The following is a 21,006-nucleotide window of genomic DNA, read 5'->3' as shown; positions in this document are numbered from 1 at the left end:
GCCTCGGGAAGGTCTAGGTCGCGGCGCGATGACTTCGACAGCACAGAAGAGCGCGATGGCGCTGATTGTGGCCGCCGGCAACGGAACGCGCGCCGGTGGCGGCCTCCCTAAACAATATCGCCGGATCGGGGGTGAGGCCGTCATCGCGCGGGCTTTCGACGCGCTGGCGGACCATCCCGACATTGCCGGCGTCCACATCGTCATCGGTGCGGATCAGGAGGAGATGCTGGCCGCCGCGCTCGACGGTCGCCAGCCTGCCAGCGTTTCGCCTGGTGGCGCGACGCGGCGGGATTCCGTTCTCGCGGGGCTTCGGGCGATCGCCGCCCATGGCGCGCCGGAGGCGGTGCTGATCCACGATGCCGCCCGCCCCTTCCTGCCCGCCGCCGTCATCGACCGGCTGCTCGGCGCGCTGGAAACGCAACCCGGCGCGGTGCCGACGCTCGCCGTGGTCGACACGCTCGTCCGCAGCGAGGACGGCGCGCTTGGAGACACCGTCCCGCGCGAAGGGCTGGCGCGCGTGCAGACGCCGCAGGCCTTCCGTTTCAATGCCATTCTCGCTGCCCACCAGAATTGGCCCGAGGCGCATGAGGCGACCGATGACGCACAGGTCGCGCGCATGGCGGGCCTCGTGGTGGCCGCCGTTCCCGGAGACCCGATGTTGGAAAAGCTGACCCACGAAGCCGATTTCGCGGCCGCCGAGCAGCGCCTTGCCGCCGGGTTGATCCCGCGCACCGCCATGGGCTTCGACGTCCACGCCTTCACCGAGGGCGATCATGTGATGCTGTGTGGCCTCAAAATCCCGCATACGCAGGCGCTGGCAGGACATAGCGACGCGGACGTGGGCCTTCATGCGCTGACCGACGCGCTGCTCGGCACGATCGCGGATGGCGATATCGGCAGCCATTTCCCGCCCTCCGACGCTCGCTGGAAAGGCGCGGACTCCGGCAAGTTCCTCGAACATGCCGTCAGCCTCGTCGCGGCGAAGGGCGGCGTGATCGATCATGTCGACATCACGATCATGTGCGAGGCGCCCAAGATCGGCCCGCATCGCGACGCCATGCGCCAGCGGGTCGCCGATCTGCTCAGGCTCCCGCTCCATCGTGTGAGCGTGAAGGCGACGACGACCGAGAAGCTCGGCTTCACCGGCCGAGGCGAAGGCATGGCCGCACAGGCCATTGCCTCCGTGCGGATGCCGGACGCGTGAGGAAGACCGCCCTCGCCGCGCTGCTGGCGCTGGGCATGGGGCAGGCCGCCGAGGCCGCCCGCCCCGCCTGCATCGAGCGCAGCGACATGCGGACGCTCATCGCCGTGGCGTTGCCGGACGCGATCGAGGGGCTGGCGGAGCGCTGCTCCCCCGCGCTTCCGGCCGATGCCTTCCTGCCCAACGAGGGAAAGGGCCTCGCCGCCCGATACCGGCATGAGATGCCGGCCGACCCGGCTCGCGCCCGCCGTGCCATCGAGGCGGCGACGGGGCAGGATCTCTCCAGTTTCGCGTCCGACGACACGGTCATCAATCTGGCGCGGACGATCGTCGGGCAGCAGATCAACGACCATGTCTCGATTCGGGATTGCGGGACGATCGACAATGTCGTCGCGCTGGCCGCGCCGCTGAAGGCGCACGCGATGGTCGAGGCGATCCTGCTGGCGCTCCAGGTGGCCGGGCCGGAACAGACGAAGGGGCTTGCGATCTGCCGGCCGAACGACGAAGGGGCGAGCCGATGACCGACTCCAACCTCCCCCCGGAACTGATCGAGGCGGCCCGCAAGGTCGTCGAGGAGAACCGTGCGGCGGGTCTCCGCGTCGCGGTGGCCGAAAGCTGCACGGGCGGACTCGTCTCGGCGGCATTGACCGAAATTCCGGGCTCGTCCGAAGTATTCGAGGCGGGCTTCATCACCTACGCCAACGAAGCGAAGATGGGGATGCTGAGCGTCCCCTCCGACGTGCTGGAGACGTTCGGCGCGGTTTCGGTCGCGACCGCATGGGCCATGGCGCAGGGCGCGATCCAGCACAGCTCCGCGGACATCGGCGTGGCGATCACCGGCATCGCCGGCCCCGGCGGAGGCTCCGAGAAGAAGCCCGTGGGAACGGTCGTCTTCGCACGCGCGAGCCGATCCGGCGATCCTGACGATGTGGTGGCCGACAAGCGCGAGTTCGGCGATCTCGGCCGTGGCGCGATCCGCCTTCAGGCGGCGCTGTGCGCGCTCGAACTGCTGCTGCCGACGCCCTCGCCGGCCGCGTTCGGGGATTCGACGCCGCCGGACGCATAAAGCTCGGCCGCGCGCGTTTCGAAAGCGCCGATCATCTTGCGGAGCGCGCGGTCGAACACCTGCCCCGCCAGCATCTCGAACAGCTTCGATTTGAACGCGAAGTCCACCGCGAAGTCGACCAGCGTGCCGCCCTGTCCGTCCGGCCGGAAGCCCCATTCATTGGTGAGGTGCGCGAGCGGTCCTTCCAGATAATCGACGCGGATGCTCGACGGGCGGCTCTTGTGGACCTGCGAGGTGAAGCGTTCGGAGATTCCCTTGAAGCCGACCACGAGGTCCGCGATCATCTCGGTGGGGCTGTCCTCGCGCACGCGCACGGCCGCGACCCAGGGCAGGAACTCGCCATAGCGGGCGACATCCGCCACCAGATCGAACATCTGCTCGGGCGTATAGGGAAGCTGGCGGGTTTCGGCGTGGCGGGGCATCGCTTTTCCCTATCGATCAGCCGCGGGCCAGCTTGGCCTCGCGGGCCGCGCGCAGCTTCGCGAAATCGTCACCGGCGTGGTAGCTCGAACGGGTCAACGGCGAGGCCGCGACCAGCAGGAATCCCTTGGCCCGCGCGATCGCCCCATAGGCGCCGAACGCCTGCGGGGTGGTGAACTCCTCCACCTTGGCATGGCGCGGAGTCGGCTGGAGATATTGGCCCATCGTCAGGAAATCGATGTCGGCGGAACGCATGTCGTCCATCACCTGATGGACCTCCAGCCGCTGCTCGCCGAGGCCGGTCATCAGGCCGGACTTGGTGAAGATCGACGGATCATGCTTCTTCACGCTCTCCAGCAGGCGCAGCGACGCATAATAGCGCGCGCCCGGCCGGATCGTGGGATAGAGCCTCGGGACGGTTTCGAGATTATGGTTATAGACGTCCGGCCGCGCGGCGACGATCGCCTCGACGGCGGCATCCGCCTTGTTGCGGAAATCCGGCGTCAGGATCTCGATCGTGGTGTTCGGCGTCGTGCGGCGGAGCGCCTCGATCACCTTCACGAACTGCGAGGCGCCGCCGTCCGGCAGGTCGTCACGGTCGACCGACGTGATGACGATATGCTCGAGGCCCAACTCAGCCGCCGCGTCGGCGACGTGCTGGGGCTCGGTCTTGTCGACGGCGCGGGGCATCCCCGTCTTCACGTTGCAGAAAGCGCAGGCGCGTGTGCAGGTGTCGCCCAGGATCATCACGGTCGCGTGCTTCTTGGTCCAGCACTCGCCGATGTTCGGACAAGCGGCCTCTTCGCACACGGTCGCGAGATTGAGGCGGCGCATCAGCGCCTTGGTTTCCGAAAAGCCCACCGAGGTCGGGGCTTTCACCCGAATCCAGTCGGGCTTGCGGATGCGGGGCGGACGGGATTCTGCGGCGGCATCGGTCATGGCGGGCGAGATAGCGATTGCCGACCGGACTTGCCAGCCCTGCCGCGCATCCTTAGGCAGCATGTCATGTCAGACTTCGAAAATCTCATCGCAGGCTACCGTCGCTTCCGCGCGGAGGGCTGGGCCAAGCAGCGTGCGCGCTGGACCGAACTGGCGGATGGCCAGAGCCCCAAGACGCTCGTCATCGCCTGCTCGGATAGCCGCGTCGATCCGACGCAGATTTTCGACGTGTCGCCCGGAGAAATCTTCGTCGTCCGTAATGTGGCCAATCTGGTGCCGCCTTACGAGAACGACACGAGCCGTCACGGCGTCTCGGCTGCGGTCGAGTTCGCGGTGACGCAGATCCCCGTGGAAGAGATCGTCGTGCTCGGACACGAGTTCTGCGGCGGCTGCAAGGCCTCGATGACGCAGGCGTTCGAAGGCGCGCCTCCCGGAGCCGGCGGCTTCATCGCCCACTGGGTCGACATGCTCGATACCGCACGGGATGCGGTCGTCGCCGAATGCGGCCATGGCGACGCAGCGCAGCGCCGGCTGGAGCATGAGGCGGTGAAGATCAGCCTCACCAACCTACGCTCCTTCCCCTTCGTGGCGGAAGCGGAGCAGGCTGGACGGCTGCGGCTGCGCGGCGCCTGGTTCGGCATCCGCGAGGGTGTGCTGAAGTTGCTCGATGAGGCGACCGGCGGCTTCCACGCCGCCTGACATGAAGTCCCGCCTGCCGGATCTCGCGCTCTGGGCGGTGGCGTTCGTCTGGGGCGGAACCTTTCTCGCGACACGTATCGCGCTGGGTGCGGGATCGGGGCCGTTCTTCTTTGTCGGCCTGCGCTTCGGCACGGCGGCGCTGGCGACGGTCCTGCTGCTGCGCGGGCGGCTCAGGGGCACGACGCGGCGGGATATCGTGGCCGCGATCGCCATCGGCATCCCCATGGCGGCGGGCTATCTGCTCCAGACGGGAGGGCTCCAGTCCGTCTCATCCAGCATGTCGGCCTTTCTCACGGCGCTCTATGTGCCGCTCGTTCCACTGATCCAATGGGCGGTGCTGCGCCGCGCGCCGCAAGTCATGAGCTGGATCGGCATCCTGTTGGCCTTCGCCGGACTGGTGCTGATCGCCAACCCTTCGGGTGGTTCCTTCGGGTTCGGCCGGGGCGAGTGGATGACGCTGGCGAGCGCTATCGCCTTCTCGGGCGAGATCATCCTGATCGGCCGCTATGCGGAGAGCATCGACGCCGGACGGGTCGCGGTGCTCGATCTCATGATCGTGGCGGTGGCCGGGTTCATCGCCATGCCCTTCGCGGGCGAGAGCTTCCATATGCCGGGCAGCGCGGTGTGGATCAGCGGCATCGGGCTGGGTATCGCCAGCGCCTTCATCCAGCTTGCGATGAACTGGGCGCAGCGGACGGTATCCCCCACCCGCGCGACGCTGATCTATTCGTCGGAACCGGTGTTCGCCGGCATCCTCGGCCGCTTTGCCGGCGAACGCCTCGGCATGATGGGCTGGGCCGGCGCGGCGCTGATCCTCTGCGGTGTGGTGGTGGGCGAACTCAAGCCGCGGCGCTGGCACGCGCGCAACTGAGCGCCTCTCACTTCCGTCCGAACAGCTTTTCGATGTCGTTGTGGCCGAGCTTCACCCAGGTGGGGCGGCCATGGTTGCACTGGCCGGAATGCGGCGTGACCTCCATCTCGCGGAGCAGCGCGTTCATCTCCGCAACCGAGAGAAGCCGCCCGGCCCGAACCGAGCCATGGCAGGCCATGGTGGCGGCGACATGGTCCAGCTTCTCCTTGAGGCTGAGCGCCTCGTCATAGGCGGCGATTTCGTCGGCCAGATCGCTCACCAGCCCGCGCACGTCGGCACGGCCCAGCATCGCGGGAACGGCGCGGACCAGCATGGCGCGCGGCCCGAAGCGATCGAGTTCGAGGCCCATCGCCGCCAGTTCCTCGATACGAGGCTCCAGCCGGTCGCAGGCGGCTTCGTCCAGCTCCACCACCTCGGGCAGCAGCAGCGCCTGCGACGCCACGCCGCCATCCGCCATGGCACGGCGCATCCGCTCCAGCACCAGCCGCTCGTGCGCGGCGTGCTGGTCCACGATGACGAGGCCATCCTCGGCCTCCGCGACGATATAGGTCGCCGCCACCTGCCCGCGGGCCACCCCGAGCGGATGCTCCACGGCGGCAGGCGGCGCGATCGTCGCCATCTCCGCTCGCCCCTGAGGCGCCGGGGCTGCGGGGCTCGGTGCTGCATAGGACGGCCGGGCGTCCCACACGCCATATTGCCGCTCCGCGATCGGCAGCGGGAGCGTCGCGAGTTGAGCGGGAGTCGAAGCGGTCGGCTCGGTCTGCCAGTTGCCCAGCGCCGCGGCTGAGGGGCGCTGCGCGCTGCGATGGCCGGCACCATCGAGCGCCGCCCTCAGGCCGCCGACGATCAACCCGCGCACCAGCGCCGGCTCGCGGAAGCGGACCTCGGTCTTGGCCGGGTGGACGTTCACGTCGAGCTCGCTGCCCGGCAGCGTCACGAACAGCGCGACGACCGGATGCCGGTCCCGCGCCAACAGATCCTGATAGGCGGCGCGCACCGATCCCGCGAGCAGCCGGTCGCGCACCGGGCGATTGTTGACGAACAGATATTGGTGATCGGCCACCCCGCGATTGAAGGTGGGCAGCCCGATCACGCCTTCGAGCCGCACCTCGCCCCGCACATGATCGACGACGACGCTGTTGGGCGCCAGCTCCCGATCGGTCAGAGCCGCCACGCGCGCAGGCTGGCTATCGCCGGGCGGCACGGAGAAGACACGGCGCCCGTCATGCTCCAGCGTGAAGCCGATCTCCGGGCGCGACATGGCGAGACGGCGCACGACATCCACGCTCGCCGCATATTCGGATCGGGCCGAGCGCAGGAACTTGCGCCGCGCCGGCACGCGCTCGAACAACGCCTCCATCTTCACCCGCGTCCCCGGCGGGAGTGCGGCCGGCCCCTCGCCCACCAGAGCGCCATTGTCGACGACTCGCCGCCACCCATCCGCACCCCGCACCCGGCTCTCGATCGAAAGCCGCGCCACGCTGGCGATCGAGGGCAGCGCCTCGCCGCGAAAACCGAGCGTTTCAACGGCATCGATCGCGTCGTCCGGCAGCTTGGAGGTGGCGTGCCGCTCCAGCGCGAGGGCCATGTCGCCCGGCGTCATGCCGCATCCGTCGTCGACCACCTCGACCATCGAAAGGCCGCCTTCCGCCAGAGAAACGGCAATTCGGGAGGCCCCGGCGTCGATCGCGTTCTCGACCAGTTCCTTGAGTGCGCTCGCGGGCCGTTCGACGACCTCGCCGGCTGCGATGCGATTGACAAGATGTTCGGGGAGGCGCCGTATTGACATGGCGCAACTCCTAGCCCAAGCGGCGGCATCCCGCGACTACAACAATCATCCGATTTTCCGGGCGATCGAGAGCAGTAGGCGTGGCATATCCGAGAGGCAAACGCCGGCCGTGGGCGACGGCTTGGCGCGGTGGGCGAGAGCGGGCACAGAATGTTCTTCAATCGTTTCTTCAAGTTCATGTCGCATGACATGGCGATCGACCTCGGGACCGCGAACACGCTGGTCTATCTGAGGGGGCGCGGCATCGTTCTGAACGAGCCGTCGGTGGTGGCGATCGAAACGATCAACGGCGTGAAGAAGGTTCGCGCCGTGGGCGAAGACGCCAAGCTGATGATGGGCAAGACGCCGGGGACGATCGAGGCGATCCGTCCGCTGCGTGACGGCGTCATCGCGGACATCGACGTGGCCGAGCAGATGATTAAGCACTTCATCCACAAGGTGCATGGTCAGCGTCGCTTCCCGCGCTGGCCGGAGATCGTGATCTGCGTGCCGTCGGGCTCGACCTCGGTGGAGCGCCGCGCGATCCGTGACGCCGCGTCCAACGCCGGCGCATCGCAGGTCTTCCTGATCGAGGAGCCGATGGCGGCCGCGATCGGCGCCGACATGCCCGTCACCGAGCCGGTGGGCTCCATGGTGGTCGACATCGGCGGCGGCACGACGGAAGTCGCGGTGCTCTCGCTGCGTGGCCTCGCCTACACCACCTCGGTGCGCGTCGGCGGCGACAAGATGGATGAGGCGATCGCCTCCTATGTCCGCCGCAACCATAACCTGCTGATCGGCGAAGCGACGGCCGAGCGGATCAAGAAGGAAGTCGGCTGCGCCAAGATGCCGCCGGACGGCATCGGCGAGACGATCCACATCAAGGGTCGTGACCTCGTCAACGGCGTGCCCAAGGAAATCACGATCAACCAGGGCCAGATCGCCGATGCGCTCAGCGAGCCGGTGGGCACGATCATCGAGGGCGTGCGCATCGCGCTCGAGAACACCGCGCCGGAACTGGCCGCGGACATCGTGGATCAGGGCATCGTGCTGACCGGTGGTGGCGCTCTCCTCCAGGGCATCGACGAGGTGCTGCGGGACGAGACCGGCCTGCCCGTCACCATCGCGGATGATCCGCTCACCTGCGTGGCGCTCGGCACCGGGCGCGCGCTGGAAGAGCCGGTCTACCGCGGCGTGCTGCTCACCGCCTGACGGGAGGGTCTGCCATGAAGGCGCCGACCCGGAACCGGCGCCCCGGCTTTTCCCGTCGCGCACAATATGGGCTGTTCCTGTCCTATGTTGTCGCGGTGACGGGAGTTTTCGTCGGCCTGGGGCTGGTCGTCGTGTCACATGTCGACCCGGAAGGGTTCGGCGCCGTTCGCGGCGCCGCGCTCGATCTGACGACTCCGGTCTCGGCCTTTGGGCGCGGCATGGTCCGCGGGGCCGGGTCGATCGTGGATGGCGTGGCCAACTATATCGACGCGGGCTCGAAGAACGCGGCGATGGAGCGCGAACTCGAAGCCAATCGGCGCGCCTTGGTGCGCGCGCGCATCCTCGCGCTGGAGAATGACCGGCTGCGGCGGATGCTGCATCTGGTCGAGAACCGGCCGGCCTCGATCGCGGTGGCCCGGATCGTGGGATCGACGGGGGTCAGCAGCCGCCGCCTCGCCACCATCACCGCCGGATTGGCGCAGGGCGTGCGCCCCGGCCAGCCGGTCCGCTCGCCCGAGGGGCTGGTCGGCCGCATCGTCGAAGCCGGGATGCTGGCGTCTCGCGTGCTCCTCATCACGGACAATGCGAGCGTCGTGCCAGTGCGCATGGCGCGCGGCGGGATGCCGGCGCTCGCGGCGGGGCGTGGAGACGGCTCGATCGAGATACGGCCGCTCGGCGCCGGCGGCAATCCGTTCAACCGGGGCGACATCGTTCTGACATCCGGCACCGGCGGGCTCTATCCGCCGGACGTGCCGGTGGCGGTGATTCTCCGCAAGGAAGGCGATATCGCCATTGCCTGGCCGCTCGCCGATCCGAGCCAGCTCGATTATGCGGTCGTGGAGCAGCCCTTCGCCGGCCTGCCGTCACCGCCGAAGGGCACTTCGGGCGAGACGCACTGATGCGCTCGCCGCGCAGTTCCGCCCCGCCGGCCCGCGCCATCGAGGTCCGTGCCCGGCTGGTGCCGATCGTCTCGACGCTGATCGGCTCGGCCTGCGCGCTCGTCCCGACCGTCACCTTGTCACCGGCATGGCCGCCTTTTGGCTTGCTGATGCTGCTCGGTTGGCGCCTATTGCGGCCCGAGATGTGGCCGGCCTGGATCGGCTTGCCGTTGGGCCTTGCCGACGATCTCCTGACGGGGCAGACGCTCGGCACGGGCATGGTCACATGGACCTTGTGTCTGTTGCTCATCGATTTGGTGGAAGTGAGGCTTCTCTGGCGCGACTATTGGCAGGAATGGCTGCTGGCGGCGGTCGCGATCGCGATCGGCATCCTCGGCGCGTGGGCGATCGCCTGCTGGACGGGCGGCGCGACCCCCGTGACGCTGGTGGAGCCGCAGATCCTCACCAGCATCCTCTGCTTCCCCTTCATCGGCCGGCTCTGTGCGCTTCTCGATCGCTGGCGCCTGGCGATCGGCAAGATCCGCGCATCCGACGACTGAGAGGCCGTTCGTGAAACCCCGCCGGCCCGGACGTCTCGTGACCGAGGCGCAGCAGAGCTTTTCCTTCACCCGCCGCACCTTCGCGCTGGGCGCGATCCAGGGCGGTATCGGCCTGATGCTGGCGAGCCGATTGGCGTGGCTGACGGTTGCGCAGAAGGACAAATATTCGGCGCTGGCCGAGAGCAATCGCGCCCGCTCCACGTTGGTGCCGCCGCGCCGGGGGTGGATCGTGGATCGCTATGGTCAGCCGATCGCGATCAACCGTTCGGATTTCCGCGTCGACCTGATCCCCGACCTGCTGCACGACAAGGATGCGGAGATTCAGTTGCTCCAGAATATTCTCGGCCTCGCGCCGGAGGATATCGAGCGGCTGCACGACAGCCTCGACAAGGCGGCGGGGTTCCAGCCGGTGCAGGTGGTCGAAGATCTCGATTATGAGCGCTTCGCCGCGGTGAACCTGCGCCTGCCCGATCTGCCGGGCGTCGTGCCCGCGCGCGGCTTCTCCCGCTTCTATCCGGCTGGCGCGGCGGTGGCTCATCTGGTCGGCTATGTGGGCTCGGCTTCCGCCAAGGACTATGAGAAGAATCGCGATCCGCTGTTGCTTACCCCCGGATTCAAGATCGGCAAGGAAGGACTTGAGAAGACATTTGAATCCTATCTACGCGGCGAGCCCGGCGCCAAGCGTTCCGAAGTGACGGCGCGCGGCAAGCTCGTCCGCGAACTCACGACGCAGCCGGAGACGCCGGGCCACACGCTGCAATTGACCATCGACGCCGGTCTTCAGGATTATGTTGCCGAGCGGATGGGGGACCAGTCCGGCTCCGGCGTCGTGATCGACTGCGAGAGCGGTGACATCCTCTCGATGGTGTCCATGCCGGCCTATGATCCCAACAGCTTCTCCCGCGGCATCACCCATGATGAGTGGAACAGGCTGTCGGCGAACGACCACCTTCCCCTCCTGAACAAGGCGTTGCAGGGCCTTTATCCCGCCGGATCGACGGTGAAGCCGATGAACGCGCTGGCGCTGCTGGAGGCCGGCGTCTCGCCCGACGATCGCGTGCTCTGCACTGGAACCTACAAGGTGGGGAACAGCTTCTTCCACTGCTATCAGCATCGCGGCCATGGCATGGTCGATATGCACATGGCGATCCAGAAGAGCTGCGACATCTATTTCTACGCGATGGCCCGCCGGATCGGCACTTCGCGGATAGCCGCGATGGCGCGGCGCCTTGGCCTCGGGCAGAAATTCCCCCTGCCCGTCCCCTCCCAGCGTTTCGGCACCGTCCCCGATCCCGAGTGGAAGCTCAAGAAATATCATAAGGAATGGACGGTCAGCGATACGCTGAACTCGGCGATCGGGCAGGGTTATACCTTGGTCAACCCGCTCCAGATCGCAACGATGGCGGCTCGCCTCGCCAGCGGCAGGGCGCTGGTGCCCCGGCTGGTCCATCGCCGGAATGACGAACCCGCCGAGTCCCTCGGCCTCGACCCAGCGCATCTGCGCTTCATCCACGAGGCCATGGGGGCCGTGGTTGGTCCAGGCGGAACGGCGGGCAGCGCGCGTATGCAGCTTCCCGGCATCGATATGGGCGGCAAGACCGGATCGGCGCAGGTACACCACATCAGCATGGCCGATCGGCGCGCGGGCCGCACGAGCGGCACAACCGGCGAGTGGAAGCTACGCGACCACGGCCTGTTCATTGCCTTCGCGCCGGTCGAGCAGCCGCGCTACGCTGCCGGCTTCATCATGGAGCACGCCGGCCACGGCACCTTTGCGGCCGGCGTGGCTCGTGACGCTTTCACCTTCCTCTACGACAAGCAGCGCGCGCTGGATACGCTGGCCAAGATGCAACCCAGTTGGGGCGGCGACATCGCAACCCGCACGGCACGCCAGAAGGCGGAATGGCAGGCGGCACAGGCCGCCGCCGCCTCTCCGCCGGCAACGGCCGACACGGGCGATACGAGCGCGCAGGAAAATGCCGCCACGCCGCCGCCAACCTCGGCCGCGACGGCCGTCGCTCCGCCCTCCGAGGCGCCGGAGAATGTTCAGCAGCCTCCCCGCGGGACGATGAACGAATGATCCGCAACTCGCTCGTACCCGCGCAACTGACGCAGCTTCCGTGGATGGTCATCCTGACCGTGATGGGCATCACCGGCTTCGGGCTGCTTGTGCTCTATTCCGCCGCAGGGGGCAGCCTGGAGCCTTGGGCGCTCGGCCAGGGCGTGCGTTTCTGCCTCTTCCTCGGGGGTGCGGTGGTGCTGTCCCGCCTGCGTGAGGAGCAGATAAAGAAAGCGGTCATTCCGGCTTATGTCATTCTGCTGGTGGCGCTCGTGTTCACCGAATTGCTGGGCGCGGTGGCCGGCGGCGGACAACGATGGCTCAATCTGGGCATCATCCGCCTTCAGCCGTCGGAACTGATGAAACCCGTCATCGTGCTGACGCTCGCCCGCTTCTACGACATGCTGCCGGCCGGCGAGATACGCCGCTGGAACGCGATCTGGCCGGCACTGGGCCTGATAGGCCTCCCTGCCGCGCTGATCCTCGTCCAGCCGGACCTCGGCACCGCAACCATGGTGCTGGCAGGCGGAGCGGTCACGATGTTCCTCGCGGGGCTTCCGCTGCGCCTGTTCATCGGCGGCGGACTGTCGGTCATTCCCGTCGGCATCGGCGCGTGGAGCATGATGCATGAATATCAGCGCAACCGCGTGCTGATCTTCCTCGATCCCGAGAGCGATCCGCTCGGCAAGGGATATCATATTAGCCAGTCCAAGATCGCCATCGGTTCGGGCGGGCTGTTCGGCAAGGGCTTCCTGAACGGCACGCAGAGCCATCTCGATTATCTGCCCGAAGGCCATACCGATTTCGTCTTCGCCACCATGGCGGAGGAATGGGGGCTTGCGGGCGGTGTGATCCTGATCGCGGCTTTCCTCTTCGTGGTGTGGTGGGGGCTGGGCGTGGCGCTGCGGGCGGAGACGCGGTTCGCACGGCTGACCGCCGCGGGGCTTTCAACCACCATCTTCTTCTATGTCGCCGTCAATCTGATGATGGTGATGGGCCTGGCACCCGTGGTCGGCATTCCGCTGCCGCTCGTTTCCTACGGTGGGTCGGCTGTGATGACGGTGCTCATCATCCTCGGTCTGCTGATGGCGATCGATCGTGGACAGCGAGGGTCTCGCTCCCATTTCGGCTAATTCCTCGAGGGCGAAATAAGCGGTTTACAGCATTCGATTCGATTGCTAATCGGCCGCTCCCGATGGCGACCGATGTGTTGCCGATCCGGCGTGGACGCATAGCTCAGTTGGTAGAGCAGCTGACTCTTAATCAGCGGGTCCTAGGTTCGAGCCCTAGTGCGTCCACCAAAATCTCCCAGTAAAAACAGCAACTTAGTGAAGGTCTGGCGCGGCAGTGCAGGCCGCTAGCATTTCCATGCTAGCACTATGCTAGCGGCGCGGGGAACGCGCTAGCATGGGTGAATGCCGCTCATAGCAGCACCCCACGCCCGAGGGCGCAGGGTGCTGGCAGCGTCAGGGCGGAAAGGAGTGCCCGTCTCCCCGCTGCTGGCCCCGATGTTGTGAAGGGCGAGGGGTCGGTGGCCTTAACCCTCATCGCAGGCGTCAAACTTGAACCGCCTGCAACCTCGTCATCTGAATCTATCTTCGTCGCCCCGGCATCCCTGAGCGCCGCTGCACAGACGCAGGCGCAGCACGTCCTCTGAGAAGAATGGGCGGCGGCACTTGAGACAGCGGTGCCAGCCCACCTTCCTGACCACACGCCCCGGGTGATCTTCGTCCATAACCGGCTCGCGGCGCTTGCACCCGTCGAACGGCCACGGGTCCGGCTCAATGATACCGATTGCCGCTGCCTGCCCGCGCATACGGAGTGGCACATGCAATCCGTCCACTGGCTTGGGGCGCGGGGGTTTGGGCGCTGGGGGCAGTGCTGGCCGACTCTGCTCGTCCTGCCACGCTAGTAGCCACGCGGGTTCACCGTCAGCGGGCATATGCCAGCGCCCATACGCCGCCCTCGTCCCACTCGCGGAGATGATCGAGGATCAGCAGGAAATCCCCTGCCAGCGTGCCCGCCATCACCTCCGCATATGTGGCATCGGCGAACGCATCGAACGAGCCGCACATGATGACGATGGGCGAGGGTCGCGGCTTCCGAGCGGTCTCCAGCTTCGCCACGCGGCGCTGAAGTGCCCGGATGCCCGCCACTGTGGTCAGCCCTTGCCGTCGAGCGCCTTGCTCACCTCAATGTCAGCGGCAAGCGCCCCGCCCGCGAGCGCGGCGTTGTCGTCCGTCACACCGAAATGGCGCTGCACGATGCGGTCGGCGTATTCGATGGGCATCCCATACTTCTCGGCCTTCGGATGCGAGCCGGGGTCAGCAGCTTTCAGGGATTCGTTCGTGTCAGTCATGATGTATCACCTTCAGTTGAGTGAGAATGTCGTAGGCTTCGGCGCGGATGTGCCAGTCGTCGCAGTCGCGCATGATCTCGCAGCATGTGGTGACCACGATACGGCGCAGCTCGCCCCGCTCCTGATCGTTCATGCTGGCGATGAAATCGCGGTATGGGTTCCATCGGTCGGTGTTGAGAATGTCGCCATGGTTGAGTGGGACGACGTAGAGCGGGCGCGGCATCTGGTCCGCGATGGCCACAGCCCAATCCAAGCATTCCTGATAGGCGCTGATCGGGAGGTAGCGCAGACTGCGACCGGCGACGGTTCCGGGCATGTCACCCTCACCGAATAGAATGACCTGCACGAACACATCGTCGGGCGCGGGCTGCTCCGTGATGACGCGGTTTCGCTGTGTGGTTATCGTCGTCATGAACGGCCTCCGTCGGGGTATAGGTCAATCTGTGCGAAGGCCGGTCGCACTCGGCCTTTTTTGCAGCGAAGTGCAAATAATTCCGTTTTACGCTCGGGCATCGCTCGCCGCCTCCAATGCCTCGATCCGAGCGGCCAGTTCCTCGGTCGCCCGCACGTCCGCCAGCGATTTGATGCTGTCGATGATGAGCCGCCCCACATCCGGCGCGACTGCACCGGCGGCCACGGCGTCCAGCACCTGGGCGACCTGCTCGCTGATCGGCAGGGAGGCATCGAACTCGAAGCTGACCTTCTCGGCCTGCGCCTTCACCGAGGGCAGCACCTTGGCGAGAACGATGCTGGCGGCGTTCGTGTCGCCCTCCAGCGCCTTCCCGACCAGCACGGCAATGATGTTCCGCATCTCGTCGAGCATCTGCTGTGTGGCCAGCAATCGCTTATCAGGAATGCCAGCGGGTCGCCCCCTCGGGTTGGGCGACGGACAGCCCGGCGTCCATGCGGGGTTGCCCGCACCGCGCACAATCGGCGGGGGTGGCGAAGGCGCAGGCTTCCAGTCCGTGCCCCAAGGGGGCTGGATTGCGGTCGTCATCGAACTACCTCGATTTGATTAGAAGAACGGTCAGACCGGGACCGCGAAGGCCTCGTTGGACTCTTTCACCTGTTTACGCACTTGCGCCGGGGTGATCGTTTTGACGAGGATCGGCGCACCGTTCACCTTCGACGTTTCATAGATCTTGATGTCGCCGACCGCATCGCTGACCGCCTTCGTGAGCAGCTTGTATCGGTTGTTCAGCATGTCGGCCGCCGCCTTCATGGCGCGCACCTTCTTGGCTTCAAGCGGACGCTGGGCATTGTGCCAGTCGCGCAGGAACTCGGCGTGCAGGTCAGGGTCGAGGCCGGACAGGTAGGGCCGTCCGCCCAGCACAGCGGTCGCGGTAATCTCGTCGCCGCTCTCGATTGCCTTCCGCAGCGCGTTCATGCGCGGCCCCGGTTCGAGGCCACGGAAATAGGAGCGAATTTCCGACGCCATGGAGGCGGTGGCGCGCTGCTCGACGGGCGCGTTCAACTCCTTCTCCATGCTGGCGATATTGGCATTCAGAACGTCGGTTGCGCGCGACCACGAGCCATAGACCTTGCTCATCACCTTGGTGGCGTGCGTATCGACCGCGACGAGCTGGGCGTATTCGTTCAAGGTCGGGTTCTTCGCTGCTCCAGCTTTGGCGTCGTGGATCGATTGCAGCGCCTGAAAGGCTTCATGCACCGCCGTCTCAGTCGCGCCAAGTAGAGGGCGCGTATCGTCATCGAAGTCGGGAATCTCACCAGCGATGCCGGGGTGAAGTGTTGGCGAAATACGAATATCGACTTCATCGGACATTTGCGGCCTCCAAGGTTAGCTGTGGCTATGATTGTGCTATTAGCTAGAGAGATCGCGCGAAGGTCCGCAAGCAATTATTTTGTTATAACAATCACTTAGGTCCGTTCAGCCGCGACGGGCCATGAAATAGTATATTTGTGGGTCGGCAATTTGCAGGTGATGACCACACGGGCGCGGGCCGCTTTGCCGCCGCTACAGCGCAGGCCGGGGTTGCCGGTGCAGTAGCGAGGGCGAGCGCGCGTTCGTGCCCTAGCGCGGCGGCTACCGGCCTGCATGTGGTGACCACAAGGAGTGCAACGGTCTTCACACAATCATCCGTCCAGATTACTAGGTCGGAATGAGAGCATCAGAGCGAATGGACTTACTGGAGAAGATCGGCAGCGAGTTACAGCGCCGCTACACGTTCTCCGACATTGACGGTTTCTTCGGGGCGCTGAACATCCAGACGAGCGACTTCGAATACGGCAATAGCAAGCGGGTCTATGCAAAGGACGTTTTGAAGTATGCCTCCGAGAGCGACGTTATCAAAGTTGCCAATGAACTTGATCTTCTAGGTGTATCGAGTGCGCGGACGGCGGCAGTGCAACCGCCGAAGAACTGGCAGGACACAAAAGACTTCCGCCTCTTCATTTCTCATATCAGCAAAGACAAGCTAATCGCCACACGCCTGAAAGACGCGCTCGCCAAATATGACATAGCAGGCTTCGTCGCTCATGAGGACATTCACCCAACGCTGCCATGGCAGGACGAGATTGAACGCGCGCTGCAAACGATGGACGGACTGATCGCTGTTCATACCGTCGGGTTCTCGACCTCCATCTGGACCCAACAGGAAATTGGCTATGCGTTAGGTCGCGGCACCATGGTCATATCCTTCAAGATGGGGGAAGACCCAACTGGCTTCATCGGGAAGCACCAAGCACTCCCGCGCCGGAATAGAACAGCAGAGCAGATTGCGGAGGAGATTGACAAGCTGCTTGCAGGCGACCCTCGCACAGCGGACCGACTCAAAGAGGCGAAAGATTCCGCCTGGACCTTCTGAACCGACGCCGACAAAACCATCTCTGCTATCTCTGCATTACACGTGCAGCTAGCTCTTATAGAGGGAGGTAATTCCCCCTTTCTATAGTGCGCGTAAGGAAGAGTTAGCAGAGATGCGGGGCCATTCACGTCGCTTCTCCAATCGCATCCTTCACCGCTGCCCGACGCGCACGCCATTGCTCGCCCTCCCTTGCGAAAATCTCGAACACTTTGGGGTGAACGGAATAGGCGCGCGGCCAGCCTCTATAGACCTTTACGTGCGTCTGGGCGGACAGCCAATCGGCGTCCTCCAGAATTTGCACCGCTGCCAACCGCGTCTCGTCGTCCGCTTTCTTGAACATCTGACAGTGCTGCGTCATCCAATCGCGGCCAATTGTGGTCAACGCACTGTCAGCCGCCACGATGGACCGAGCCAAAGCGCTCGCCAATTCGAACGCCGGGGCGCTGCTCAGGATGCTGGTATAGAGCGCATGGGCATGACGGCGGGCCTTTCGCAGATAACGAATGGCGCATTGCATCGCCTCTTCGCCCAATTCGTTCGCGGGCTGTCCACCGGCACCGCAGCCGAACACATGGAACGTCAGCGCGATTTCGCCCAACATCCCCGGATGCTTGCCAAGGTGCGAGGCATAGGCGGGTGAGAAGCCCTCGGTGGCGATCACCAACTTTTTTATCTCCCGCTCCTCGGCGTCGAACAAGGCGCGTGCGCCTGCCGAAAGCGTGATGTATCGAGGATAGAGGCTGGTCGTCGCCGTCCACGCCCATTCCAGCCATTGTCCCCATGTGGTCAGGGCAAGACGAGCATCACCGTTTGGATCGAACTTCGGCGGGGCCAGAATGCTGGGAATGAAACGCTGGATCAGACCATCCTCGGGCATCTCCTTCATCTGCTTGGCAAGTCCGCTCGGCGTGCAGGCTGCAATGACCGACACTCCCCAATTCGGCACCAACATCGCGCCCCGATCCACGCGGTTGATCTGACGTGGGCCGCCATCACGTAGCTGCAACCAATCGCCCCGGTTCTTCGCCGCATCCCCCTTATTCGAAGAATCGATTGCGCCGATCCATGATGACATTTCCTCGGTCAGCATCAACAGCCCGCGCTCGTTTGCGATCAAGGCATCCGCCAACGCGGCGACGGTGGAGTCACTGGTGTAGAGCGCAGGCAATTCAGGCCTTGGCTCGCCCTTCTCGCGCGCTTTGCATTTGTCGATCCAACGCTGGAACAGGACATTGTGCATATCCTTGATGTGACCAGTCGCGGCCCGGATCGAAGGCGACTTGGCGGTGCTGGGTTCGCCGCACAGGAATGACCACTGCCGCGCCGAAACGATCCAATTGGACTCCGGGCGCACGACCAGCCGGTATCGGTCATCAATGACGGAAGCGGCAGCGGTTACGGCGCTGACAATGATGCCACTGGGATCGTGGCCGGTCGCCGTCGAATAATAATACGCGAACTCGCCAATTGAGCGCGGCACATCATCGAAGGCATAAGGCTGTGGGCTGACCTTGCGCAGCACGTCGCGCGGGATGCGATATTCGAACCCGGCGTCCTGATGAACAGCACCCCCCGCTTTGATACGGGCTTCTTCCGCCCTCGCCTGAGCGATGAGGCGGGCTTCCTCCAACACCTTTTCCTGATGCGCTTCGTCCGCCCGCTTGGCCTCCATGCTCTCATACAGACCAATGCGCGGGTCACGCCCCGTCCCGTTCTCTTGGCGGATGCGGGCAGCTTCCCAATTGTCTTGGGCGGCCTTGACGTAGGGGTCTGGTTCAGCCTGCGGAGCAAGGAACTCCCGAATGGCTTCGCGCTCCTCATCGTCAGACATGGTGAGCCTCCGCGCCGGTGGGGGCGGTAGTCAATCTGTGCCCAGCGCCATCCGCTCTCGGCGAATTTTTACGCGGCGCAAAGTATTGCGCACAAACTTTCGGGCATTGCGGACCTTCAGCGAGGCCGGTTAATATGCTGGTGTTCACATCGATACTCCGGCGGCAGGGTTGGCACCCCTGCCGCTGTTCATAAATGCGGGAAGGGATTCAGGCTGCTGCCTGTTCGCTGGTGCTCTGCTTCGCACCGGAGGCGAGCCAGCGCAGCACATCGAGTTCGGCATACCAGACACGGCGCGTGCCGGGCGGCGAGAAGAAGCGCGGCCCCTCCCCGCGGAAGCGATACTGGTCGATGGTGTTGGGATGGACGCCCAGAATCTCGGCTACGTCTTTCGTGTCGAGCGGGCGGCGCTTGGGGGTGTAGGCAAACAGCTCGCAGAGCTGGTCGAAAGTCATCTCACTCATTGCAGGACGCTCCCCGCGAGCCTGCAAGCGTGGTCATGCTTGGCAGGCGAACCTGCCGTCGCTGACCTGGACGGAATGAGGGTGGACGGTTCGGAATCCCGAACCCGATAATCGGATGCTCGCCCGCGATGGGCTTGCTTGCGCTACCTTACTGCAATTTGCAGCGCGGCGCTCGGATAATTTTGCGCGGCGGCTCGTCCTAATCTTGGGCAGCGGTCGGCAAAGATCAGGTCGACAGATTTTTGGTCCGTAAACCGATCAGGGGGCGATTTGGGGGTCGCCGGCTCGCGACCGATTTGCCCGAGTTGCGCGATTTTGGCTGGCGGAGCCGACCTTCGCTGTAAGGCGGCGTGGGGCGCGATCACCGCTTGGCCGCCCCTTACCCGGCTCCCGGCCCGGCCTCACCGCTGTGCGCGAGGCTGCGCGGCCCGCCTCGTGCATCACGCGCTGCGCTGTAGCGGCACCACGTTCTTGCTGGCAGCGATAGCGGCCTGTTGCTCGATCCAGTCACCGATCTTCTGCACCTCACCCGTCAGCCACTCATTCAGGCGCGTAAGGTTGAGATAAGACCGCGAGGTAACATCGTCGGACGCAGGCTTGTGGCCGGTGAGCAGGTCGGTGCGGAACTTCTCAATCAGACATTCCCGCATAGCAATATTCGTGAACGTGCGCCGCAGGTCGTGGAGAGACAGGTGCCGACCTGCGATCTCGCCAATGGCCTGCATGGGGGCGCGTGCATCCTGAATCCGGCCCGACTTACCCCATGACGGGAACACGAACGGGCTTTCGGTGCCGTCCGCCAACTTGAGGCGCGGACGCGACTTGAGCAGCGCCACGGCCTGCGACGACAGCGGCATCTGCAAATCCTCGCCGCGCTTCCGGTCGGTGATATGCCACCAGCACTCAGCCGGGTCGTGGTCATCAATATGCACGCGGTCCCAAGTTAGGGTCGCCATCTCGTCGCGGCGAGCGCCGGTCAGCAGGCCGAAGATAGTCAGGTCCACCGATGCAAGTGCTTCGTAACCCTGCACTTCACCACGCATGGCGTGTAGCTTGTTCCATACCTCACCAATCTTGCGCCGGTCGATATAACGCTCGGTGCGGGTGCCCAGCTTGGCCCAATGATGCTTGAGCGCATCAACCGGATTGTCGCGGATTAGCGGAGTGCCGTCAGCCTGCCGATATTCATCCATCGCAAACCGGATGAGGATGCGGAGCGTGACGAATGCCGCATTGGCGCTGGCGGGCGCAGCTTTCTTGCCCTCAAGACCACCCTTCACCAGCGCAGCATGGCGCTCCTTTACCATGTCGCGGGTGATGCTGGCGATGGGGAGCGGCGCCCACTTGGCGAAGGTCTTTTCAACTTGGCGGCGATACTCTGCGGCAGTGCTGGCCTTCAATTTGCCGGGACGCCCGACATACGCTTCAAGCACATCTTGCAGCGTTACCTTCATCGCTGCATCGGCCTTGTTGACCGCACGCGGGTCGATGCCCTCGCGCATGTCCTGTAAGACCTTCTGCGCCTTCTTCCGCGCGGCGTCCTCGGTGAACAGGCCATAGCGGCCAATGGTCGTGATGATCGCCTTGCCGCTCACCCTGCCCTGCGCGACGAAGCTGCGAACACCGTTGGCGGTGACGCGCAACCCGTAGCCAGGCAGCTTATCATCCCAGTGGATGGCATACCCTTCGGCGGGCGGCTCCACCTTGTCGATGAAAGTCTTTGTGAGCTTCGCCATACTGTTCCTCCAGCGCCGTGCTAGTGAGGTGGTCCCGCCTTCTTGGACAGTTTGGCGGCTGAGTTAAGCTAATCCCGGTTGTCGTTCATGCCGCCTGTTTGATCATCAGGTCATGGGGG

22 protein-coding genes and 1 tRNA gene are annotated in these 21,006 nt (G+C 65.1%); 12 read left to right on the top strand and 11 right to left on the bottom strand.

The features are described 5' to 3' along the window. Positions 1 to 28: 28 nt before the first annotated feature. Genes FHS98_RS16525 through FHS98_RS16515 form a run of 3 tightly spaced genes read left to right on the top strand, consistent with a single transcriptional unit; the run spans position 29 to position 2,267 of the window. On the top strand, positions 29 to 1,204 hold the full coding sequence (locus FHS98_RS16525) for a bifunctional 2-C-methyl-D-erythritol 4-phosphate cytidylyltransferase/2-C-methyl-D-erythritol 2,4-cyclodiphosphate synthase (protein WP_167107741.1): 1,176 nt from the start codon (positions 29 to 31) through the stop codon (positions 1,202 to 1,204). Next, positions 1,201 to 1,722 (top strand): hypothetical protein, encoded by a 522-nt coding sequence (locus FHS98_RS16520; RefSeq protein ID WP_167107738.1) that lies wholly within the window; start codon positions 1,201 to 1,203, stop codon positions 1,720 to 1,722. Before FHS98_RS16525 ends, FHS98_RS16520 begins: the two co-directional genes overlap by 4 nt. Then, complete coding sequence (locus FHS98_RS16515) at positions 1,719 to 2,267, top strand: CinA family protein (protein WP_167107734.1); 549 nt, start codon at positions 1,719 to 1,721, stop codon at positions 2,265 to 2,267. The genes FHS98_RS16520 and FHS98_RS16515 overlap by 4 nt, the downstream gene beginning before the upstream one ends. On the opposite strand, the gene FHS98_RS16510 is transcribed toward FHS98_RS16515, so the two are convergent. Both FHS98_RS16510 and lipA read right to left on the bottom strand, forming a co-directional pair. Next, positions 2,183 to 2,689 (bottom strand): type II toxin-antitoxin system RatA family toxin, encoded by a 507-nt coding sequence (locus FHS98_RS16510; RefSeq protein ID WP_167107731.1) that lies wholly within the window; start codon positions 2,687 to 2,689, stop codon positions 2,183 to 2,185. The two genes, FHS98_RS16515 and FHS98_RS16510, sit on opposite strands and share 85 nt — an antisense overlap. Before the next feature lie 16 nt (positions 2,690 to 2,705). After that, positions 2,706 to 3,626 carry a lipoyl synthase gene (gene lipA, locus FHS98_RS16505; RefSeq protein ID WP_026359669.1) on the bottom strand — a complete coding sequence of 307 codons (921 nt, stop codon included), beginning with the start codon at positions 3,624 to 3,626 and terminating at the stop codon, positions 2,706 to 2,708. A gap of 66 nt (positions 3,627 to 3,692) precedes the next feature. On the opposite strand from lipA, the gene FHS98_RS16500 reads away from it, so the two are divergent. Together FHS98_RS16500 and FHS98_RS16495 are read left to right on the top strand one after the other, a co-directional pair. Beyond that, the gene (locus tag FHS98_RS16500) at positions 3,693 to 4,325 is read left to right on the top strand and encodes a carbonic anhydrase (RefSeq protein WP_167107727.1); all 633 of its coding nucleotides are present in this window, start codon (positions 3,693 to 3,695) and stop codon (positions 4,323 to 4,325) included. 1 nt (position 4,326) lies between these two features. Beyond that, positions 4,327 to 5,196 carry a DMT family transporter gene (locus FHS98_RS16495; protein ID WP_167107724.1) on the top strand — a complete coding sequence of 290 codons (870 nt, stop codon included), beginning with the start codon at positions 4,327 to 4,329 and terminating at the stop codon, positions 5,194 to 5,196. A 7-nt stretch (positions 5,197 to 5,203) separates the two neighbouring features. Here the strand turns inward: FHS98_RS16495 and mutL are convergent, their stop codons facing one another. Beyond that, the gene (mutL, locus tag FHS98_RS16490) at positions 5,204 to 6,985 is read right to left on the bottom strand and encodes a DNA mismatch repair endonuclease MutL (protein ID WP_167107721.1); all 1,782 of its coding nucleotides are present in this window, start codon (positions 6,983 to 6,985) and stop codon (positions 5,204 to 5,206) included. A 150-nt stretch (positions 6,986 to 7,135) separates the two neighbouring features. Here mutL and FHS98_RS16485 point away from each other — a divergent pair, with 150 nt between their 5' ends. From FHS98_RS16485 to FHS98_RS16460, 6 genes are all read left to right on the top strand, one after another. Next, positions 7,136 to 8,176 carry a rod shape-determining protein gene (locus FHS98_RS16485; RefSeq protein ID WP_019833258.1) on the top strand — a complete coding sequence of 347 codons (1,041 nt, stop codon included), beginning with the start codon at positions 7,136 to 7,138 and terminating at the stop codon, positions 8,174 to 8,176. A gap of 14 nt (positions 8,177 to 8,190) precedes the next feature. Next, the gene (gene mreC / locus FHS98_RS16480) at positions 8,191 to 9,075 is read left to right on the top strand and encodes a rod shape-determining protein MreC (RefSeq protein WP_167107718.1); all 885 of its coding nucleotides are present in this window, start codon (positions 8,191 to 8,193) and stop codon (positions 9,073 to 9,075) included. Beyond that, positions 9,075 to 9,614 (top strand): rod shape-determining protein MreD, encoded by a 540-nt coding sequence (gene mreD, locus FHS98_RS16475; protein ID WP_167107715.1) that lies wholly within the window; start codon positions 9,075 to 9,077, stop codon positions 9,612 to 9,614. Before mreC ends, mreD begins: the two co-directional genes overlap by 1 nt. A 10-nt stretch (positions 9,615 to 9,624) precedes the next feature. Then, positions 9,625 to 11,694, top strand: coding sequence for a penicillin-binding protein 2 (gene mrdA, locus FHS98_RS16470; protein ID WP_167107712.1), 2,070 nt, complete (start codon positions 9,625 to 9,627; stop codon positions 11,692 to 11,694). Then, complete coding sequence (rodA, locus tag FHS98_RS16465) at positions 11,691 to 12,806, top strand: rod shape-determining protein RodA (protein WP_167107709.1); 1,116 nt, start codon at positions 11,691 to 11,693, stop codon at positions 12,804 to 12,806. The genes mrdA and rodA overlap by 4 nt, the downstream gene beginning before the upstream one ends. Before the next feature lie 92 nt (positions 12,807 to 12,898). Next, positions 12,899 to 12,974, top strand: a tRNA-Lys gene (locus FHS98_RS16460). A 630-nt stretch (positions 12,975 to 13,604) separates the two neighbouring features. Here the strand turns inward: FHS98_RS16460 and FHS98_RS16455 are convergent. The 5 genes from FHS98_RS16455 to FHS98_RS16435 form a co-directional block, all read right to left on the bottom strand. Next, positions 13,605 to 13,829: a hypothetical protein gene (locus FHS98_RS16455; protein ID WP_167107706.1), complete on the bottom strand. Its 225-nt coding sequence runs from the start codon at positions 13,827 to 13,829 to the stop codon at positions 13,605 to 13,607. Between the two features lie 5 nt (positions 13,830 to 13,834). Continuing rightward, positions 13,835 to 14,032, bottom strand: coding sequence for a hypothetical protein (locus FHS98_RS16450; protein WP_167107703.1), 198 nt, complete (start codon positions 14,030 to 14,032; stop codon positions 13,835 to 13,837). After that, positions 14,025 to 14,444 carry a hypothetical protein gene (locus FHS98_RS16445; RefSeq protein WP_167107700.1) on the bottom strand — a complete coding sequence of 140 codons (420 nt, stop codon included), beginning with the start codon at positions 14,442 to 14,444 and terminating at the stop codon, positions 14,025 to 14,027. The genes FHS98_RS16450 and FHS98_RS16445 overlap by 8 nt, the downstream gene beginning before the upstream one ends. An 87-nt stretch (positions 14,445 to 14,531) precedes the next feature. Continuing rightward, positions 14,532 to 14,843 carry a hypothetical protein gene (locus tag FHS98_RS16440; RefSeq protein WP_243848079.1) on the bottom strand — a complete coding sequence of 104 codons (312 nt, stop codon included), beginning with the start codon at positions 14,841 to 14,843 and terminating at the stop codon, positions 14,532 to 14,534. A 216-nt stretch (positions 14,844 to 15,059) separates the two neighbouring features. Continuing rightward, positions 15,060 to 15,815, bottom strand: a complete 756-nt coding sequence (locus FHS98_RS16435; RefSeq protein ID WP_167107697.1) for a hypothetical protein — start codon at positions 15,813 to 15,815, stop codon at positions 15,060 to 15,062. 337 nt (positions 15,816 to 16,152) lie between these two features. Between FHS98_RS16435 and FHS98_RS16430 the strand changes: the two genes are divergently transcribed. Then, positions 16,153 to 16,857 carry a toll/interleukin-1 receptor domain-containing protein gene (locus tag FHS98_RS16430; protein ID WP_167107694.1) on the top strand — a complete coding sequence of 235 codons (705 nt, stop codon included), beginning with the start codon at positions 16,153 to 16,155 and terminating at the stop codon, positions 16,855 to 16,857. 124 nt (positions 16,858 to 16,981) lie between these two features. On the opposite strand, the gene FHS98_RS16425 is transcribed toward FHS98_RS16430, so the two are convergent. The 3 genes from FHS98_RS16425 to FHS98_RS16415 all read right to left on the bottom strand — a co-directional run bounded on the left by FHS98_RS16425 (position 16,982) and on the right by FHS98_RS16415 (position 20,887). Then, on the bottom strand, positions 16,982 to 18,688 hold the full coding sequence (locus FHS98_RS16425; RefSeq protein ID WP_167107690.1) for a DUF3987 domain-containing protein: 1,707 nt from the start codon (positions 18,686 to 18,688) through the stop codon (positions 16,982 to 16,984). A 208-nt stretch (positions 18,689 to 18,896) separates the two neighbouring features. Beyond that, positions 18,897 to 19,151 (bottom strand): helix-turn-helix transcriptional regulator, encoded by a 255-nt coding sequence (locus FHS98_RS16420; RefSeq protein ID WP_167107687.1) that lies wholly within the window; start codon positions 19,149 to 19,151, stop codon positions 18,897 to 18,899. A 440-nt stretch (positions 19,152 to 19,591) separates the two neighbouring features. Further along, entirely contained in the window at positions 19,592 to 20,887 is a 1,296-nt protein-coding gene (locus FHS98_RS16415; RefSeq protein ID WP_167107684.1) for a tyrosine-type recombinase/integrase, read from the bottom strand. Between the last annotated feature and the right edge of the window lie 119 nt (positions 20,888 to 21,006).

This window comes from Sphingomonas oligoaromativorans, from assembly GCF_011762195.1.
In the GTDB taxonomy this organism is placed as follows: domain Bacteria; phylum Pseudomonadota; class Alphaproteobacteria; order Sphingomonadales; family Sphingomonadaceae; genus Solisphingomonas; species Solisphingomonas oligoaromativorans.
This window is presented reverse-complemented; position numbering and strand designations above follow the sequence as displayed.

Excerpts from the sequence above, each read along its gene's own strand:
- FHS98_RS16430 (WP_167107694.1), top strand. The coding sequence starts at position 16,153 with ATGAGAGCATCAGAGCGAATGGACTTACTGGAGAAGATCGGCAGCGAG.
- mreC (WP_167107718.1), top strand. The coding sequence starts at position 8,191 with ATGAAGGCGCCGACCCGGAACCGGCGCCCCGGCTTTTCCCGTCGCGCA.
- FHS98_RS16440 (WP_243848079.1), bottom strand. The coding sequence starts at position 14,843 with ATGCGGAACATCATTGCCGTGCTGGTCGGGAAGGCGCTGGAGGGCGAC.
- mutL (WP_167107721.1), bottom strand. The coding sequence starts at position 6,985 with ATGTCAATACGGCGCCTCCCCGAACATCTTGTCAATCGCATCGCAGCC.
- FHS98_RS16435 (WP_167107697.1), bottom strand. The coding sequence starts at position 15,815 with ATGTCCGATGAAGTCGATATTCGTATTTCGCCAACACTTCACCCCGGC.
- FHS98_RS16425 (WP_167107690.1), bottom strand. The coding sequence starts at position 18,688 with ATGTCTGACGATGAGGAGCGCGAAGCCATTCGGGAGTTCCTTGCTCCG.
- rodA (WP_167107709.1), top strand. The coding sequence starts at position 11,691 with ATGATCCGCAACTCGCTCGTACCCGCGCAACTGACGCAGCTTCCGTGG.
- mreD (WP_167107715.1), top strand. The coding sequence starts at position 9,075 with ATGCGCTCGCCGCGCAGTTCCGCCCCGCCGGCCCGCGCCATCGAGGTC.
- FHS98_RS16450 (WP_167107703.1), bottom strand. The coding sequence starts at position 14,032 with ATGACTGACACGAACGAATCCCTGAAAGCTGCTGACCCCGGCTCGCAT.
- FHS98_RS16415 (WP_167107684.1), bottom strand. The coding sequence starts at position 20,887 with ATGGCGAAGCTCACAAAGACTTTCATCGACAAGGTGGAGCCGCCCGCC.
- FHS98_RS16495 (WP_167107724.1), top strand. The coding sequence starts at position 4,327 with ATGAAGTCCCGCCTGCCGGATCTCGCGCTCTGGGCGGTGGCGTTCGTC.
- FHS98_RS16500 (WP_167107727.1), top strand. The coding sequence starts at position 3,693 with ATGTCAGACTTCGAAAATCTCATCGCAGGCTACCGTCGCTTCCGCGCG.
- FHS98_RS16485 (WP_019833258.1), top strand. The coding sequence starts at position 7,136 with ATGTTCTTCAATCGTTTCTTCAAGTTCATGTCGCATGACATGGCGATC.
- FHS98_RS16420 (WP_167107687.1), bottom strand. The coding sequence starts at position 19,151 with ATGAGTGAGATGACTTTCGACCAGCTCTGCGAGCTGTTTGCCTACACC.
- lipA (WP_026359669.1), bottom strand. The coding sequence starts at position 3,626 with ATGACCGATGCCGCCGCAGAATCCCGTCCGCCCCGCATCCGCAAGCCC.
- FHS98_RS16510 (WP_167107731.1), bottom strand. The coding sequence starts at position 2,689 with ATGCCCCGCCACGCCGAAACCCGCCAGCTTCCCTATACGCCCGAGCAG.
- FHS98_RS16445 (WP_167107700.1), bottom strand. The coding sequence starts at position 14,444 with ATGACGACGATAACCACACAGCGAAACCGCGTCATCACGGAGCAGCCC.
- FHS98_RS16525 (WP_167107741.1), top strand. The coding sequence starts at position 29 with ATGACTTCGACAGCACAGAAGAGCGCGATGGCGCTGATTGTGGCCGCC.
- FHS98_RS16515 (WP_167107734.1), top strand. The coding sequence starts at position 1,719 with ATGACCGACTCCAACCTCCCCCCGGAACTGATCGAGGCGGCCCGCAAG.